This window comes from Streptomyces sp. NPDC001709, from assembly GCF_053596375.1.
The window spans coordinates 348057-364908 of record NZ_JBSFGB010000003.1; the positions used below are offsets into that span (position 1 = coordinate 348057).

Below are 16852 nucleotides of genomic sequence, written 5' to 3' on the forward strand. Positions count from 1 at the left end.
AGCCTCACGCCTCCCGCGCCGCCCGCGTCAGCGCCTCCAGCACCGGCCGGATCAGCGGGTGCTCCTCGGCTCCGCGCCGTACGGCGGCGAAGACCCGGCGGGTCGGGGCCACGCCGTCGACGGGGCGTACGACGACCCCGGTGAGGTCCATGCCGTTCAGTGCGGAGCGCGGTACGAGCGCCACGCCCGCACCGGCCGAGGCGAGGGCGACGACGGCGCGGAAGTCGTCGGAGGAATGCTCCAGACGGGGCTGGAATCCGGCGTTCTCGCAGGCGAGGACGACCACGTCGTGGCAGGGGTTGCCGGGGTACGGGCCGATCCAGGGGTCCTTGGCCAGCTCGGCGAGGGGCACCTCGACGGCGTCGGCGAGGCGGTGGCCGAGGGGTACGACCGCGTCGAACGGCTCGGCGTAGAGCGGGACATGGGTGAGCCGGGGGTCGTCGGCGGGCGGGGCACCGCGGTACTCCACGGCGACCGCGACATCGACCTGCCGGTCCAGCACCATGGGCAGGCTCGCATCGCCCTCGGCGTCCTGGACGCGGATGTGTATGCCGGGCGCGGTGTTCGCGAGCCGGGCCACGGCCGGGGCCACGACCTGGGCGATGCCGGTGGCGAAGGCGGCGACGGTGACCGTGCCCGCCTCTCCCGAACCATAGGCGGCCAGCTCGGCCTCGGCCCGCTCCAGCTGGGCGAGGACCGCGTTGGTGTGGCTGAGCAGGATCTCGCCGGCCGGGGTGAGCCGTACACCCTTGGCGCTGCGCTCGACCAGCCGGTGGCCGGTCTCCTGCTCCAGGGCCGTGAGCTGCTGGGAGACGGCCGAGGGGGTGAGATAGAGGGCGGCGGCCGCCGCGGTGACCGTGCGGTGGTCGGCCACCGCACGGAGGATGTGGAGCCGCCGTGCCTCGATCATGCCGTCAATTATCGCAAGCGATCCGCGCTGGTCAGGCCGCCAGCTCGGCGCGCGCCGCGACGAACGCGTCGACCGCTCGGTTGACGTCGTCCGTGGAGTGCGCGGCGGACAGCTGGACGCGGATGCGGGCCTGGCCCTGCGGGACGACCGGGTAGGAGAAGCCGATCACGTACACGCCCCGCTCCAGCAGCAGCTCGGCCATGCGGCCCGCCTCGGCCGCGTCGCCGATCATGACGGGGGCGATGGCGTGGTCGCCGGGGAGGATGTCGAAGCCCTCCTCGGTCATCCGGCGGCGGAACAGCGCGGTGTTCTCGCCCAGCCGGACGCGCAGGTCGTCGGCGGACTCCAGCAGGTCGAGGACCTTCAGGGAGGCGGCGGCGATCACCGGGGCGAGGGTGTTGGAGAACAGGTACGGGCGGGAGCGCTGGCGCAGCAGGGCGACGATCTCGGCGCGGGCGGCGACATAGCCGCCGGAAGCGCCGCCGAGCGCCTTGCCGAGGGTGCCGGTGATGATGTCGACGCGGTCCATGACGCCGTGCAGCTCGGGGGTGCCGCGGCCGCTCGGGCCGACGAAGCCGACGGCGTGCGAGTCGTCGACCATGACCATCGCGTCGTAGCGGTCGGCGAGGTCGCAGATGTCCTTCAAGGGCGCCACGTAACCGTCCATGGAGAAGACGCCGTCGGTGACGATCAGCCGGCGCCGCGCGTCGGACGCCTCCTTCAGCTTCGTTTCCAGGTCGGCGAGGTCGCGGTTGGCGTAGCGGAAGCGGCGGGCCTTGGACAGGCGGATGCCGTCGATGATGGAGGCGTGGTTGAGGGCGTCGGAGATCACCGCGTCCTCCTCGCCGAGCAGGGTCTCGAAGACACCGCCGTTGGCGTCGAAGCAGGAGGAGTACAGGATCGTGTCCTCCTGGCCGAGGAAGGCCGACAGCCGGCCCTCCAGCTCCTTGTGCACCTCCTGGGTGCCGCAGATGAAGCGCACGGAGGCCATGCCGTAGCCCCAGCGGTCCAGCGCCTGGTGGGCGGCGGCGATCACCTCGGGGTGGTCGGCGAGGCCGAGGTAGTTGTTGGCACAGAAGTTGAGGACCTCGCCGGGGCGGCCGCCGGCGGTGACGCCGACGGTCGCGGACTGCGGGGTGCCGATGACCCGCTCGGGCTTGTGCAGTCCGGCGGCACGGATCTCGTCGAGGGTGGCGCGCAGGTCGTCGCGGACGGTGTCGAACATGAGGGGGCTCTCCTGAAGGTGCTTGCGGTGAAGGGCGGTTGCGCGTTTTACGGCCTACGCGGTCCAGTCGAGGATGACCTTGCCGCCCTTGCCGCTCGCGGCGTCGGCGAAGGCCGCCTCGAAGTCGCGGTAGCCGTACCGGCCGGTGATCACGGGAGCGAGGTCCAGGCCGCCCTCCAGCAGCACCGACATCGCGTACCAGGTCTCGAACATCTCGCGGCCGTAGATGCCCTTGATCGTGATCATCGAGGTGACGATCCGGGCCCAGTCCACCGGGAACTCCTGCGCCGGCAGGCCGAGCATCGCGATCCGGCCGCCGTGCGTCATGTTGGCGATCATGTCCCGCATGGCCTCGGGGCGGCCGGACATCTCCAGGCCGATGTCGAAGCCCTCGCGCAGGCCCAGCTCCCGCTGGCCGTCGGCGATGCTGGACTCGGCGACGTTCAGGGCGAGGCTCACCCCTATCTTGCGGGCCAGTTCCAGGCGCTCCTCGCTGACGTCGGTGATGACAACGTTGCGGGCGCCGGCGTGCCGGGCGACGGCGGCGGCCATCAGGCCGATCGGGCCCGCACCGGTGATCAGGACATCCTCGCCGACCAGCGGGAAGGACAGCGCGGTGTGCACGGCGTTGCCGAACGGGTCGAAGATCGCGGCGATGTCCAGATCGACCGGCACGCGGTGCACCCAGACGTTGCCCGCGGGCAGGGCGACGTACTCGGCGAAGGCGCCGTCACGCCCGACGCCGAGGCCGACGGTGGCCCGGCACAGATGACGGCGGCCGGCCAGGCAGTTGCGGCACTTGCCGCACACCAGATGGCCCTCGCCGCTGACCCGGTCTCCTATGCGGATCTCGGTCACGTCCCGGCCGACCTCGACGACCTGTCCGACGAACTCGTGCCCGACCACGAGCGGGGTGCGGATCGCCTGCTGCGCCCAGCCGTCCCAGGACCGGATGTGCAGGTCGGTGCCGCAGATACCGGTCCGCATGACCTTGATCAGTACGTCACCGGGGCCGATCTCCGGCTCCGGGACGTCCGTCAGCCAGAGCCCCGGCTCCGCCTTCTCCTTGACCAGCGCCTTCACGCGTACGGCTCCTGTGGGTGAGGTCCCGGCCCGCGGACAGACGTAAGAAGCCCGCACCGGGTCAGAGGGGTGGAATCACCCCGCAATCTGCCGTATGCGCGGGCCGCGGGTCCATCGAGCTTTTCTTAACCACCGCCGCAGAATTGCTTCACACCCCAGGTGTCCCAGGCTGCGGGGCCACTGTGATCCATCACAGGGGAAGACCGTCGTCGGCGCTTCGTTCGAGGCGTACGACGAGGTCGGCGGCCAGCGCCTTGATGGTCTCCAGACCCGTTCTCCCCCAGGCCCGGGGCTCGGTGTCGGCCGCGCACACGGTGCCGAGCGCCATGCCGGAGCTGTCGATGAGCGGGGCGCCGAGATAGGAGCGGATGCCGTACTCGTCCACGACCGGGTTCCCGGCGAACCGCGGATAGTCGCGGACGTCCTCGAGCACCAAAGCCTTGCGGCGGACCACCACATGGGGGCAGAACCCGTGGTCGCGCGGCAGGAGCCGGCCGAACTCCGGCCTGCTGCCGTCCTCCCGCAGGACCGGCGCCGTGACGGGGACGCTGAGGCCCGCGAAGAACTGGTGATCCTCGCCGATGAAGTTGACCATGGCGTACGGTGCGCCGGTGAGCCCGGCGAGATGGTCCGCGAAGGCGTCCAGCGCCGGGTCGGGACCGTCCACCAGGCCGAGCAGGCGCAACCGGTGGACGCGGGCGGGAGCCTCCCTGTCCTCGGGGGTGAGCAGCAGACCCCGGACCGGTCGGGGCGGCTCGTACGTCATGGCCGGGCTCCAGCGCTGTGGGCGTATCTCATAGGGCGGCTCCGTGGACGGTAGTGCGGGATCACATGTGGGCACGATGGCTCGGCGCGGTCGCCGGGGCGTGGGCGAGCAGGTGGCGTACCAGGGTGAGCAGGGTCTGCACGCCGGAGCTGGAGATCCGGGCGTCGCAGCGGACGACGGGGACCTCGGGGTCGAGGTCGATGGCGGCGCGCACCTCGTCGGGGTCGTAGCGGTAGGAGCCGTCGAACTCGTTGACGGCGATGATGAAGGCGAGTCCGCGTTCCTCGAAGAAGTCCACGGCGGCGAAGCAGTCCTGCAGCCGGCGGGTGTCGGCGAGGATCACCGCGCCCAGCGCGCCCTCGGACAGCTCGTCCCACATGAACCAGAACCGCTCCTGCCCCGGCGTGCCGAACAGGTACAGCACATGGTCCGGATCGAGGGTGATCCGGCCGAAGTCCATGGCGACCGTCGTCTCCATCTTGTTCTCGACGCCGTCGAGACTGTCGGTGCCGACGCTGACCGTGGTGAGCAACTCCTCCGTGCTGAGCGGCGCGATCTCGCTGACCGCGCCCACGAAGGTCGTCTTGCCGACCCCGAAGCCGCCGGCCACCAGGATCTTCAGTGCGGTGGGGAACGGGTCAGAGCTGTCGTCGTAGTCCATCGAGCACTGCCTCCAGCAGAGACCGGTCAGTGGGTGTGGTGTGGAAGACGGGCGGCTTGGTGGTCAGCGCCCCGCAGTCGACGAGGTCCGAGAGCAGCACCTTGGTGACCACGGCGGGCAGTTTCAGATACGCGGCGACCTCGGCGACCGAGACGGGCCCCCGGCACAGGTCGAGCGCCTGGGCGTGCTCGGGGCCGAGATAGCCGAGCGGGGTGACGCCGGTGGCCATCACCTGCGACATCAGGTCCAGGGCGATGCTGGGCTCGGTGCGTCCGTTGCTGACGGTGAACGGGCGCACCAGCCGTCCGGCCGCGTCGTCCAGCCAGGGCCCGTCGCCGGCTGCGGCCACGCTCAAGGCCTCGTCGCCGTGGGTTCGACGGCGTGCTGGCGGGGCGCGGTCACCAGGTAGGGGCGGACGCTCTTGACGAGCATCGCCATCTCGTAGCCCAGCACGGCGGCGTCGGCCTCGCGGCCCGCGAGCACGGCGAGACACGTGCCGGATCCGGCGGTGGTGACGAACAGCAGGGTCGAGTCGAGCTCGACGACGACCTGGCGGACGTCCCCGCCGTCGCCGAACCGGACGCCCGCGCTGCGGCCGAGCGAGTACAGGCCGGAGGCCAGGGCCGCCATGTGGTCGGCGCTGTCGATGTCGAGGCCGTGCAGGGACTTCACCAGTCCGTCGCAGGACAGGAGCACCGCGCTGGTGGTGTGCGGTACGCGCTGCACGAGGCCGCTCAGCAGCCAGTCGAGGTCGGATGCGTGGGCGGTCGGCGCGTCGCTCGCCATGGTGGATCGACTCCTTGGGGTATGTGCGGGAGCGCGGGTTTTGGGGGTGGGTGTAGGTGGTGGGGGTGGGTGCGGTGCGGGTGGTCAGCCGGCCGGGGCGCTCCCGTCGGGTCGGCCGGTGCCACGGACACCGTCGGATACGGGCGCGTGGGCGCGCCCCTGGGGTATGGGGGGCGGATCCATGTGGTCCGGGCCCATGTGGTCCGGGCCCATGTGGTCGGTCCGCGCACGCGCTGGATCGCTGAACTCGCTTACGGCGGGCACGATGTGATGTCCCGACAGGTGAGCGGCGGTGTCTCTATGGACGGGCTCCATATGGGCCGCGTCCATGTGTGCCGGGTCCATGTGGGCCGCGTCCATGTGAGTTGAGCCCAGGCGCATGGATTCCAGCGGGCCGGAGACGAAGTGACCGGAGTCCGGGTGGCCGGCATCCCGGTGGCTGGGCTCCTGGCTCTCCAGGTGCTGCTGCGCCTCGGCGAGTCCGATACCGCGCCGGAAGGCCGCCATCAGCCCCGGGTCGTGGCCCGGGACGGTATCGTCGTCCGGGCGGGGTGCGGGGCCGCCGCGCAGCTGGGGGACGATGTGCTCCTGGGCGCGGCGGCGGGGTAGTTGGGGCTTGCCCATGGTGCCGCGTACGGCGCCGCCGACGCGGGGCGTGGGCAGGACGCCCGCGTGCGCCTCGACCGCCGCCCGGTCCTCGGTGCTGATGCCGGGCAGGGCCTCGGCGGGGTTCGGCCGGTCCTGCCGGGCGCCGCGCACGGGAAGCGGTGCCAAGGCACCTTCGCCCGGCCCGCCGTCACCCCGCCCGGCCCCGCTTTCGGCGCCGCGCCGTCCGCTGCCGCGCTGGGCGTGCCGTCGGCGACCGGTCGCCGGAGCCGGTCCGGCTCCAGGGCCGTCCTCGCCTCGGGAGTCGACGTCGTGCCCGGAGCCGACCTCGCCCCCGCAGACCGCCTCGGCCCCCGAGTCGGAGAGGGACCCGGTCTCGTGCCCGGTACCGCCGTACGCGGGGCCCACGCCCCCGGACCGCACTCCCGCCGCTGGTGCGGGAACCGGCGCCGGGACAGGCCCCCGCACCTGCCCCGGCCCGTGCGTCCCGTGCCCCGGCCCAAGCCCCTGGCCATGCACACCGGCATGGCCCTGACCCTGACCCGGGCCATGCCCACCGCCCTGCCCCGGCATCCGCACCTGCGGCGACGCACCGGTGTCCGTCGGCCGCTGCGGCCGGGGTACGCCCGCCCCAGCGCCGGCGCCGGCACCGGCACCCGCGTCGGCCGCCCCGGGCGCCGTACCCAACAACACCTGCGGGACGACGAGTACGGCCTGCACACCGCCGTAGATATTGGTCTGCAGCCGCACGTGAATGCCGTGCCGGCGGGCGAGCTGGGAGACCACGTAGAGGCCGATGCGGCCATCGGCCAGCAGGCTGGCGACGTTGACCTGGTCGGGGTCGGCGAGCAGGGCGTTCATCCGGTTCTGTTCGCCGACGGGCATGCCGAGCCCGCGGTCCTCGACCTCCACGGCGAGCCCGGAGGTGACGAGGTTGGCGCGCAGCAGCACCTGGGTGTGCGGCGCGGAGAACACCGAGGCGTTCTCGATGAGTTCGGCCAGTAGATGGATGACGTCGGCGACGGCGTGGCCGCGCAGTTCGCCGTCGATCGGCGGTACCAGCTTGACCCTGGAGTACTGCTCGACCTCGGCGATGGCGGAGCGCAGTACCTCGGTCATGCTGACCGGGTTGCTCCACTGGCGCCGGGAGACGGCGCCGCCGAGCACCGCGAGGTTCTCGGCGTGGCGCCGGATGCGGGTGGCCAGGTGGTCCACGTGGAACAGGCCCTTGAGCAGGTCGGGGTCCTCGATCTCGTTCTCCAGCTCGTCGAGGATCGAGATCTCCCGGTGCACGAGCGACTGAAGCCGGCGCGCGAGGTTGACGAAGACCTCCAGCTTCTGCTCGCTGCCCGTCTGGCTGGAGAGCTGGGCTGCGCGCACGACGGCGGCGACGGCGCCGTCGTGCGCTCGGGCCAGGTCGGCGGCGAGCAGTTCGAAGTCGTCGGCGTCCTCCGGCGGTCGGCGGCGCTGCGCACGCGGCGACGGGGTCTCCCCCTGGCGCAGCGCGTCGACCAGCGCGTGCAGGTCGGCCTCGCCGCGTGCGGCGGCCTGGCGCAGCGCGTCGACGCGGTCGGAGACCGAGCGGGCGGCCCGGTCGGCGGCGACGGCGGCGATGAGGATCCCGGCGACGGTCACGGTGACCGCTCCGGCGAGCACGGCCCAGAGCGTGGGGCCGGTACGGGCGCCGGTGGCGCGGATGCTGAACAGCACCGCCGCGGTGGCGCCGAGCGCGACCGCGAGCGGCGGCAGCACGGCGAGCCGCATGAGCTGAGGCCGTATGTGCGTTTCGGGCAGTGCGGGAGCGGGTCGGGCGACCGGTCGCCCGTGCCGACCGCCCTCCCGGCGGTCGGCACGGGTGGCCGGTGCTCGGAGGTGAGACATCTGCGTCCTCGTACTGGTCCGTCGGGCCTGTTCCTCACGCGGTGCGCGAGGCGGGCATGCGTCATCGCGACGTCGGCCTGCGGAACCGGAGAACCCGGCCGCGCGACGCGGCGGGCACTCACAGTAGTTGCTTGCGCATCATGTGCGGCGGGCAGTTGACAAACTCCCCCGAGGAGCGTCCCACTCTGGTATGAAGCGTCGTACGACAGACCGATAACCCGGCCGGGCATCCGAGATCGAGCCGAAAGAGACCGATACGGCCTGGTCAAATCCGATCAGAAGGAAAAGTCGTGGGGCGGTGACCCCACACCGGCCCACCACCCCGGCGCCCTCCGGCGCTCCCCACCACCACTCCGCTTCCACCATCAACAGCACCCACGGAATGTCACTCAGAGTGTCGGCCTTGGCCTGGGATTGGCGGCGCGAGGAGGTACATGCCGCCACCAAAGCCGCGGGCAGCCCGGGGGTGCCATTGCCCCGGGCTGCCCGACCCTCCCATCCCAGCGGGAGCGTTGCGTTACCTGGCGCCGTGGATGGCCTGGGGATCCGTGACCGGCAGGGCGGGCTCGGCTTTCACGGTGGCGGGGGGCGGCGTCACATAGACCGGGGTGGGGTCGGGTTCGGGTGCGCACGTCTTGGCGATGACACCTTTGCCTGCGGGGAGGCGGCCGTCGCGCAGGTAGTCGGCAAAGGTGTCGTCCAGGCAGGCGTTGCCGTGGAAGAGGATCTCGTGGAAGCTGCCGCCGTTCTGGACGACCAGTTTGGATCCGGGCAGTGCCTTGTGCATGGCGAGGGCACCCGGGTAGGGGGTGGCGGCGTCCTCGGTGGCCTGGAAGAGCAGGACGGGCGGCAGTCCCTTGCCGGTGATCTTCAGCCGGCCGGCCGGGTTGCCCTGGTAGGGCCAGAACATGCAGGCGGCGTTGTACCACATGTTGTTGTAGGTGTAGAAGGGAGCGACCGCGTTGACCTTGGCTTGGTCTTTCTTCCAGAACTCCCAGTCGCGCGGCCAGCGGTTCTCGGTGCACTGGACCGCGTTGTACGCGGGGAACGCGCCGTCGTCGGCACCCGGGGCCGCATAGCGGTTGTAGGCGCTCTGCAGCGGGCGGGTGTCGTTCTTGGTGAGGTAGGCCGACAGCACGGTTGCCATCTGCGGCCAGCGCAGGAAGTTGTAGCCGCCACCGTAGAAGGTGTCTTCGAACTCCGCGGGGCCGATCTTGCCGGGGGCCGGAGCGGCAGCCACCGGGCTGGTCCGCAACGCGGCCTCGACCTGGTAGTACTTCTGCTCCACGGCGGCAGCGTCAGTACCCAGGTGGTAGACCGAGTCGGCCTTGGCGGTCCATGCCGCGAAGGCGTCGAAGCGGCGCTGGTGCTCCTTGTCCTGCAGGATGTTGTGGTCGTACCAGCTGATGGTCGGGCCGACGATGCTGTCCAGCACCATCCGGCGCACGTGCGACGGGAAGAGCTGGCCGTACGTCGAGCCCAGCGAGGTGCCCCACGAACCACCGTAGAAGTTGATCTTCTGAACGCCGAGCGCCCGCCGGATGCTGTCCATGTCGCGCGCGTTGTCGACGGTGGTCATGTGCGGCAGGAACCAGCTCCAGTTCGCCGCGCAGTCGGCGGCGTACCTGGCCGACTTCTCCAGCCACGCCTGCGAAGTGCCCTGGCCGACTTGATAGTCCGGCCGCTCGGCGTCGAAGTAGTGTGCGTCGCACGTGACGTGGGGTTCGCTGGCGTTGGTGCCGCGCGGGTCGAAGCCGATCCAGTCGTAGGTCGAGGCGACGTCCTGGGGAATCTTCCCGGAGATGTAGGCGGGCATCCACAGGCCGGAGTCGCCGGGGCCGCCGGGGTTCAGAAGGATGGGCCCCTGCCGTTCACTCTTGGGCGCGGTGGCCGGGAGCCGGTTCACCTTGATCTTGATCTTGGTGCCGTTCGGCTGGGTGTAGTCCAGCGGCACTTCGAGCATGGCGCACTGCAGCGCGGGAGTGGCCGCGTCGCGGCAGGAGCTCCAGGCGAGCTTCCCCTGACCCGTGCCCTCTGGCGCGGTCGAGGAAGCCGAAGCAGGGGTGATGCCCGCGCAGACTCCGCCGATGACGGCGACGACCGATAACAGGACTCTGGCTTTTGTCATGGAGGCATCATGTGCCATGTGCAATATCACATACCACCTTCCGAGTGGGCGTTACTCAACTGTGACTCGCCGGGCAGGTGATCGCGTCGGTGCGGTCGAAGGCGGCTGCGATGACGATGGCCCATCGTGCGTGCGCTCGATTCCCCTACCCACAGGGAAGGACCGGCGGTCGGGCACGCGCGGGCGGGCACGTCGAACGTGAGGGCGGGCGCAAAGGCGCGTCACGGCTCGAACAGCAGCGGCAGCGGCCGCGCCGCGGTCATGGGCCGTGGTTCCCGCCCGGGCGGCATGGCGGGAGCTGGTCGTCCGGACGGGAAGCCTGGCCTGGTAGGCCGCGCACTTGGCGATGGGTGGTGTGCGTGAGGAGAAGTATTCGGCCGCTTGTGTGCCGCCGGGGAGACGTCACCCATCCATAACTCGGCGTTATGGACGGTGAGTCGAGAAGCCCCGGTGGACGGCCGCCGCCGATGGGTGACCGGCCTCTTCCGGCAGCGTCGGCTGACCCCAAGCAGCCACACCGCAAGCCGTGTTCCCGCAGGTCATCACCAGTGGCCGCGCATCGAAGGCACGGATTGCGGACCTTCTTCCCGGCGCGACCGGGACCGGGATCGGGACCTGGCGGATGGCCCCCGATCCCGAGCGCAGCGCAGTGGGCGATGCCTGTCCCACGGCAATCCCATCCGCACGAAACCGAATTGAGGCTATGCGAGCCGTGGACTGATCCTTTACGCTCACCCGCGTCCTGTGGTGGCGGGAGCACCGTGCGACACAACTCGCGCTCCGATGCCCAGGAGGCATGTGATGCTCCCTCGCGCCAGCCTGCTCGTGGCCGCCATGGTGGCCACGGCGGTTCTCACCGGCGGCACACCCGGCGTTGCCGTCCCCCGAACCCACCATCCGTCCGCCGACCGTCAGTTCGCCGCGCTCGCCCGGCAGGTGCGCCTGAGCAACACCGGCGGCATGCAACCGGCCGACGACGACGGCGGTGATCCTGACGACCCGGTCGCCGGAACCCTCCAGTTCGCCACGGCACGTACGGCCCCGTCCGCCACGGTTTCCGGCGCCGCCCTCGCTGCGGGAACGGCCGCCGGCGACCGGCTTCCGGTGCGTGGCGGCACCTGGTCCGAGGTGACCAGTGGTTCGGCCGGCAGCGAGACCCCCGGTTATGCCGACCCGTCCTTCTCCGACTACGGCTCCGGCTGGGGCCTGGTGACCGGCAGGGCGTCCGCGCTCGCCACGGACGGCCCATGGGTGTACGCCGGGTTCGCGGACGGCGGCGTCTGGCGGTCCAAGGACACGGGCCGGACCTGGACCCCCGGGTTCCAGCACGCGTCCACCGAGTCGATCGGCTCGCTGTGGGTGAATCCCGCCGACCACTCCCTGTGGGTCGGCACCGGTGAGGCCAACACCAGCGCCGACAACTACACCGGCCAGGGCGTCTACCGCTCCGCCGACCACGGCCGGACCTTCCAGCGGGTCGGCGGCTCCGAGCTACTCAACGCCCAAGTCGCCGCGTTGGCGACGAACGACTCGTATGTGTTCGCGGCGACGAGCCACGGCCTGTGGCGCCGCCCGCTCTCCGGTCCGCTGGACACCCCGTGGCGACGCGTGCTCAGCCCCGACCCCAACCCGGACAAGGACCCCGCTCGGACTTCCATCATCTCCAGCGTCACCGTCCGGCCGGGCAGTCACGGCGCCACGGTGCTGGCCGCACTCGGCTTCCGCAACGGCACCCCCTACGACGGGCTCTACCTCTCCACGAAGGGCGGCGCGCCGGGTACCTTCCAGCGGATACGGCCCGCCGGGATCGACGACTCCGACATCGGCCGCACCAGCCTCGCCTACGCCCCCGACGGCAGCGCCCTGTACGCGGTGATCCAGTCGCCGGCCTACTCCGCCGGCAAGCGACCCTCGCCGATGCAGTCGACCTCGCTCAAGGGCGTGTACAAGTCGGCGAACGGCGATCCGAACGGGCCGTGGACGCTCGTCGCGGACGCCGGGACGCTGGGCAGCTCCGGATCCGCCCAGTCGTTCCCGTCCACCTACGAGCCGGGGGTGGGCTCCTGGTACAACCAGTACGTCAAGGTCGACCCACGCGACCCGCAACACCTCTACCTCGGCCTGGAGGAGATCTACGAATCCCGCGACGGCGGCGCGAGTTGGACGACGATCGCACCCTTCTGGAACTACACACTGCCCTGCTACGGCACCGCCACGGGCTGCCCGCCCACCGTCCACACGGACCAGCACGCCATCGCGATCAACGACGAGGGCCGGTTGTACGTGGGCAGCGACGGCGGCGTGTGGACCCGGCTGACGACCGACCACGCCACGGCAGGCTGGGCCGACCTCAACGCCGGCCTGCACACGCTCCAGTACTTCTACGTCGGCGCAGGGCGCGACCCTCAGGGCGGAACAGCATTGTGGGGAGGTCTGCAGGACAACGGCGCAACCCTGGTGCGCGGCAACTCCCACGACGTGATCCAGCCGTTCGCCGGTGACGGCGGCGATGTCATCGTGGACCCGGACGACGCCGACCGCGCGGCCGTCGAATACACCTACGGCGACATCGCGGTGACCACCGTCGGCGGTCGTTCCGACGGCACGGCCGCGGCATTCCGGGAGATCAGCCCCAGCTGCCAGATCGGTGCGCCGATCGCCGGCTGTGATCCGAAGATGCAGTTCATCGCCCCGTTCACCGCCGACAGGGCGAACGGCGACCGCTGGGTGATCTCGGGCCGGTACGTATGGGAGACCCGGAAGGGTTTCGGCACAGTCTGCGCGAAGGCCGCCGGGACATGCGACTGGCAGCCTGTCCACGACCTCGGCGAGACCGCCTCGACCACCGCGGTCGAAGCCGACAACGGCGTCGACTATGTCGGCTGGTGCGGTCCGTGCGTGCCCTCGGACGAGGACGGAAACGGCTTCAAGAGCGGCATCGCCACCAACTACGGGGGCACCTGGCACACCGTCACCGCACCGAACCTGCCGAACCGCTACGTCACCCGGATCGTCAGCGACCCGGCTCATCCCGCCCACGTCTACGCCGTTTACGGCGCGTACTCTCGCAAGTGGATCCCGGGTGGCGGCGTCGGGCACGTCTTCGAGTCGCTGGACGGCGGGGCGACCTGGAGGGACATCAGCGGCAATCTGCCGGACGTCCCGGCGGACGCGATGGTCATCGCGAAGGGACAGTTGATCCTCGCCACCGACCACCTCGTCTACGTCGCCGACGTCAGGTCTCCGACCCGTTGGTCCCGGCTCGGCCACGGCCTGCCCAGCTCGGTGACGACCGACATCACCCTCCTGCCCTCGGGTGACGCGGTGGTCGCCGCGACACACGGCCGTGGTCTGTGGAGGCTCAGCCTGAGCAGGTGAGCCGACCGGTCCGGCCGGCGCGCACCGACGGCGTCGGCCGGACCGGCCGGACGGCCGCACCAGGCATCTCCCCCCACGTCCGCGGCGGTGGTCGGCGTCGTTGCCGCGTGCCAGGGCCACTCCATTGGCCGAGCAACCCGGCCACCGCACCGGGAATCCGTCATACGGGCCTGCCAGGGAGAACACACGATGCCGACGAGAATCCTGCTCGAAGGACGCCCCGGCACGGGCAAGACGACCCTTGTCCGCCGGTTGGCCACGCTCCTGCGCACCCGCAGGGTCATCGGCTTCACCACAGAGGAGATCCGGCACGGCGGAACCCGCAGCGGCTTCGCGCTGGAGACACTGGAGGGCGGTCACCGAGCCGTGCTCGCCCATGTCGACTTCCCCGGTCCACCCCGGGTGGGCCGCTACGGCGTCGATCTGGGCGTCATGGAGCAGCTCGCGCTGCCGCCGCTCAGGTCGGCGGCAGCGGATCCTGCTGCTGGAGATCTCGTGCTGATCGACGAGCTCGGGCGTATGGAGCTGGCATGTACCGCGTTCCAGGACACGGTCCGGAGCCTGTTCGAGTCCGACATCGACATCGTCGCCACCGTCCACGCACACCGTGACCCGTTCACCGACGGCCTCAAGCAGCGCCCTGGCATCACCCTGCTCCAAGTGACCCGAACCAACCGGGACACGCTCCCCGAGGAGCTGGCAGCCCGGCTCGAAAAGCCATGACGCGTCACGCGCCTCAGCTCGCCACGCTCAGCCCTCGCCCACAAGGTCGAGGTCGTCACGAGGGGCCACCGGCATGATCTCCGGAACGGGCCACTTGCGGTCCAGCGGCTGGGACACATCCCGCCACCAGGGGTGCGTGGGGAGGACTCCAGCGGGCTCGAAGGGCCGGCCCGGAACAGGGACGGCCACCGCCTGCCCGACCGCCTCGGCTGCGGCCAGCGTCCACTCGCCCGGCTCGGCCCAGGGGTGCGGGGCGAGATTGAAGGTGCCCCAGTGGATCGGGAGCAGCGCGCCGTGCGGGGCACCGCCCTGCAGGTCGAGGTGGGCGCGCAGGCCCTCCTCGGGGGTCATGTGGATGTCGGGCCAGAACTCGCTGTAGGCCCCGATCTGGATCATCGTGGCGTCGAACGGCCCGTGGGCCGCGCCGATGTCCCTGAAGCCGTCGAAATAGCCCGTGTCCCCGCTGTGGAAGATCCGGTTCTCCTCGCCGGCGACGGCCCAGGACGCCCAGAGCGTGTGCTGGGTGTTGCGCAGGCCGCGGCCGCAGAAGTGGCGGGCGGGCGTCGCGGTGAGGGTGAGGCCGCCGACCCGGGTCGACTCGTGCCAGTCCAGCTCGCGCAGCCGGTCCGGGGAGACACCCCAGTGCTCGAGATGGGCACCGACGCCGAGCGGCACGGCGAACACGGTGTCCGTGCCGGCCAGCGCCTTGATGGTGGGCAGGTCCAGGTGATCGTAGTGGTCGTGCGAGATCACGACGACGTCGACCTCGCCGAGCGCGGCCAGCGGCAGCGGCACGGGGTGCAGCCGCTTGGGCCCGACGAAGGGGAACGGGGAGCAGCGCTCGCCCCAGACGGGGTCGAACAGCACCCTGTGGCCGTCGATCTCCGCGAGGACGCTGGAGTGGCCCATCCAGGTCAGTCGCAGTCCCGTGACGGGCTGCTTGGCCAGGTCGGCGAAGGTCGTGGGATGCACCGGGACGGTGCCTCTCGGGGCGCGCAGGGGCCGGGTGTCCTTGTCGAGGAACACCTTCGCGAGGTCCAGCGTGGAGCCGGAGGGCCGGGTGCGTGCCGCACCACCCGGGTTCTGGAAGACGCCGTCCTTGAAGTGGGGGGAGCGGCGGATGCGTGCCAGGCGCTCACCTCCCGGATCCGCGCCGAAGGCCGCGGGCCGCAGCGCGCGGAGCCCGGAGCTCGAGGAGCGCAGTCCGGTCACGGTACCTCCCGGTGGAGTGGGTGAGGCTCCCCATTATGGTCGGCCCCTCCGACAGCCCGGGAACGGCGGGGCCCCCTCCGCGGACGTGACGCGCGCTACTGAACCTTCGTTCAGCACGTTGACAGGGGGCCGACCGGCTCCAGATACTGACTCGCGATTCAGTAGAGGAGCGGGCGCGCGGCGCAGTATCGGCCGCTGTGGTCCCACCCTGACCACCGTCCCCGAGGAGACCCCATGACCGCCCCCGCTCCCCTGATGTCGCTCGTCTGGACCGACCACGTCACCGGCCGCCAGGGCTTCCTCGTCGTGGACCGGCTGGTGCGCGGCGTGGCCAGCGGGGGGCTGCGGATGCGCCCGGGCTGCACCCTGGCGGAGGTGGCGGGGCTGGCCCGCGGCATGACGATGAAGGAGGCCCTGCACTACGACCCCGAGGCCCGTTACGTCCCTCTCGGCGGCGCCAAGGGCGGCATCGACTGCGATCCCCAGGACCCACGGGCGCACGGGCTGCTGGTGCGCTACCTGCGCGCCATGCGGCCGTACATCGAGAGCTGCTGGACCACCGGCGAGGACCTCGGCCTCACCCAGGACCTGGTCGACCGTGCGGCGGCCGAGGCGGGCCTGGTCTCGTCCGTCCAGGCGGTGTACCCGCTGCTGGACGACGAGGCGGCGGCCCGCAAGCGGCTCGCGGACGCCTTCGCGGTCGAGGTGGACGGCATCGGCCTGGACGAGCTGGCCGGCGGCTGCGGGGTCGCCGAGTCGGTGCTCGCGGCGCTGGACCGGGCGGGCGTGCCGTACGCGGGTACACGCGTGGCCGTACAGGGGCTCGGCACGATGGGCGGGGCAACCGCGCGGTTCCTCGCGCGCGCGGGGCTGACGGTGGTGGCGGTCGCCGACATCAAGGGCACGATCGCCAATCCGGCGGGGCTCGACGTCGAGGCGCTGCTGGCCGCGCGGGACGGTTACGGCACCGTCGACCGCCGGGTACTGCGCCCCGGCGACCGCGAACTGCCCGGCGACGCCTGGCTGTCCGCCGACGCCGAGGTGCTGGTGCCGGCGGCCGTGTCGTACGCGATCGACACCGCCGACCAGGAACGGATCGGCGCCCGCTGGATCGTGGAGGCCGCCAACATGCCCGTGCTGCCGGAGGCGGAGGAGCTGCTGGCCGCGCGCGGGGTGACCGTGCTGCCGGACGTGGTGGTCAACTCCGGTACGAACGCCTGGTGGTGGTGGACCCTGTTCGGTGACATCGGCGCCGATGCCGAGCAGGCGTTCGCGCACATCCGGCGCTCCATGCGCACCCTGGTCGGGCTGGTGCTGGACCGTGCGGACGCCGACGGTACGACCCCGCGCGCGGCCGCGCACGCCGTGGTGACCGACCGGCTGCCGGAGATCGCGGACCGCTTCGGGTGGTACCGGTGACGACCCCGGACGCGCTCTTCGAACAGCCTGGAGGACCTGGCCCTTTCGGCGCCGCCCTTGACGACGGATTAGGG

At 71.4% G+C, this 16852-nt stretch carries 12 protein-coding genes and 1 pseudogene; 3 read left to right on the forward strand and 10 right to left on the reverse strand.

Annotated features, from left to right (window positions below):
* Positions 1-4: 4 nt before the first annotated feature.
* The 9 genes and pseudogenes from ACWC0C_RS06695 to ACWC0C_RS06735 all read right to left on the reverse strand — a co-directional run bounded on the left by ACWC0C_RS06695 (position 5) and on the right by ACWC0C_RS06735 (position 10046).
* Entirely contained in the window at positions 5-910 is a 906-nt protein-coding gene (locus ACWC0C_RS06695; RefSeq protein ID WP_450862141.1) for a LysR family transcriptional regulator, read from the reverse strand.
* A 31-nt stretch (positions 911-941) separates the two neighbouring features.
* Positions 942-2135, reverse strand: coding sequence for a glycine C-acetyltransferase (locus ACWC0C_RS06700; RefSeq protein WP_450862143.1), 1194 nt, complete (start codon positions 2133-2135; stop codon positions 942-944).
* Between the two features lie 54 nt (positions 2136-2189).
* Complete coding sequence (gene tdh / locus ACWC0C_RS06705) at positions 2190-3218, reverse strand: L-threonine 3-dehydrogenase (RefSeq protein ID WP_450862145.1); 1029 nt, start codon at positions 3216-3218, stop codon at positions 2190-2192.
* Positions 3219-3408: 190 nt separating this feature from the next.
* Positions 3409-3984: a GAF domain-containing protein gene (locus tag ACWC0C_RS06710; RefSeq protein WP_449199083.1), complete on the reverse strand. Its 576-nt coding sequence runs from the start codon at positions 3982-3984 to the stop codon at positions 3409-3411.
* A gap of 61 nt (positions 3985-4045) precedes the next feature.
* The gene (locus tag ACWC0C_RS06715; RefSeq protein ID WP_449199082.1) at positions 4046-4645 is read right to left on the reverse strand and encodes a GTP-binding protein; all 600 of its coding nucleotides are present in this window, start codon (positions 4643-4645) and stop codon (positions 4046-4048) included.
* Positions 4623-4994 (reverse strand): DUF742 domain-containing protein, encoded by a 372-nt coding sequence (locus ACWC0C_RS06720; protein WP_449199081.1) that lies wholly within the window; start codon positions 4992-4994, stop codon positions 4623-4625. Before ACWC0C_RS06720 ends, ACWC0C_RS06715 begins: the two co-directional genes overlap by 23 nt.
* Before the next feature lie 2 nt (positions 4995-4996).
* Entirely contained in the window at positions 4997-5431 is a 435-nt protein-coding gene (locus ACWC0C_RS06725) for a roadblock/LC7 domain-containing protein (protein ID WP_449199080.1), read from the reverse strand.
* Between the two features lie 87 nt (positions 5432-5518).
* Positions 5519-7918: pseudogene (locus ACWC0C_RS06730) on the reverse strand (ATP-binding protein); the annotation flags it as partial.
* Positions 7919-8435: 517 nt separating this feature from the next.
* Positions 8436-10046 carry an alpha/beta hydrolase gene (locus tag ACWC0C_RS06735; RefSeq protein WP_450862148.1) on the reverse strand — a complete coding sequence of 537 codons (1611 nt, stop codon included), beginning with the start codon at positions 10044-10046 and terminating at the stop codon, positions 8436-8438.
* An 801-nt stretch (positions 10047-10847) separates the two neighbouring features.
* Between ACWC0C_RS06735 and ACWC0C_RS06740 the strand changes: the two genes are divergently transcribed.
* Both ACWC0C_RS06740 and ACWC0C_RS06745 read left to right on the forward strand, forming a co-directional pair.
* The gene (locus ACWC0C_RS06740; protein WP_450862150.1) at positions 10848-13424 is read left to right on the forward strand and encodes a hypothetical protein; all 2577 of its coding nucleotides are present in this window, start codon (positions 10848-10850) and stop codon (positions 13422-13424) included.
* Positions 13425-13613: 189 nt separating this feature from the next.
* Positions 13614-14147: an NTPase gene (locus ACWC0C_RS06745; RefSeq protein WP_450862152.1), complete on the forward strand. Its 534-nt coding sequence runs from the start codon at positions 13614-13616 to the stop codon at positions 14145-14147.
* 27 nt (positions 14148-14174) lie between these two features.
* Here ACWC0C_RS06745 and ACWC0C_RS06750 read toward each other — a convergent pair whose 3' ends face one another.
* Positions 14175-15359, reverse strand: coding sequence for an MBL fold metallo-hydrolase (locus tag ACWC0C_RS06750; RefSeq protein WP_449199075.1), 1185 nt, complete (start codon positions 15357-15359; stop codon positions 14175-14177).
* 234 nt (positions 15360-15593) lie between these two features.
* Here ACWC0C_RS06750 and ACWC0C_RS06755 point away from each other — a divergent pair, with 234 nt between their 5' ends.
* The gene (locus tag ACWC0C_RS06755) at positions 15594-16778 is read left to right on the forward strand and encodes a Glu/Leu/Phe/Val dehydrogenase dimerization domain-containing protein (protein ID WP_450862154.1); all 1185 of its coding nucleotides are present in this window, start codon (positions 15594-15596) and stop codon (positions 16776-16778) included.
* Positions 16779-16852: the final 74 nt, after the last annotated feature.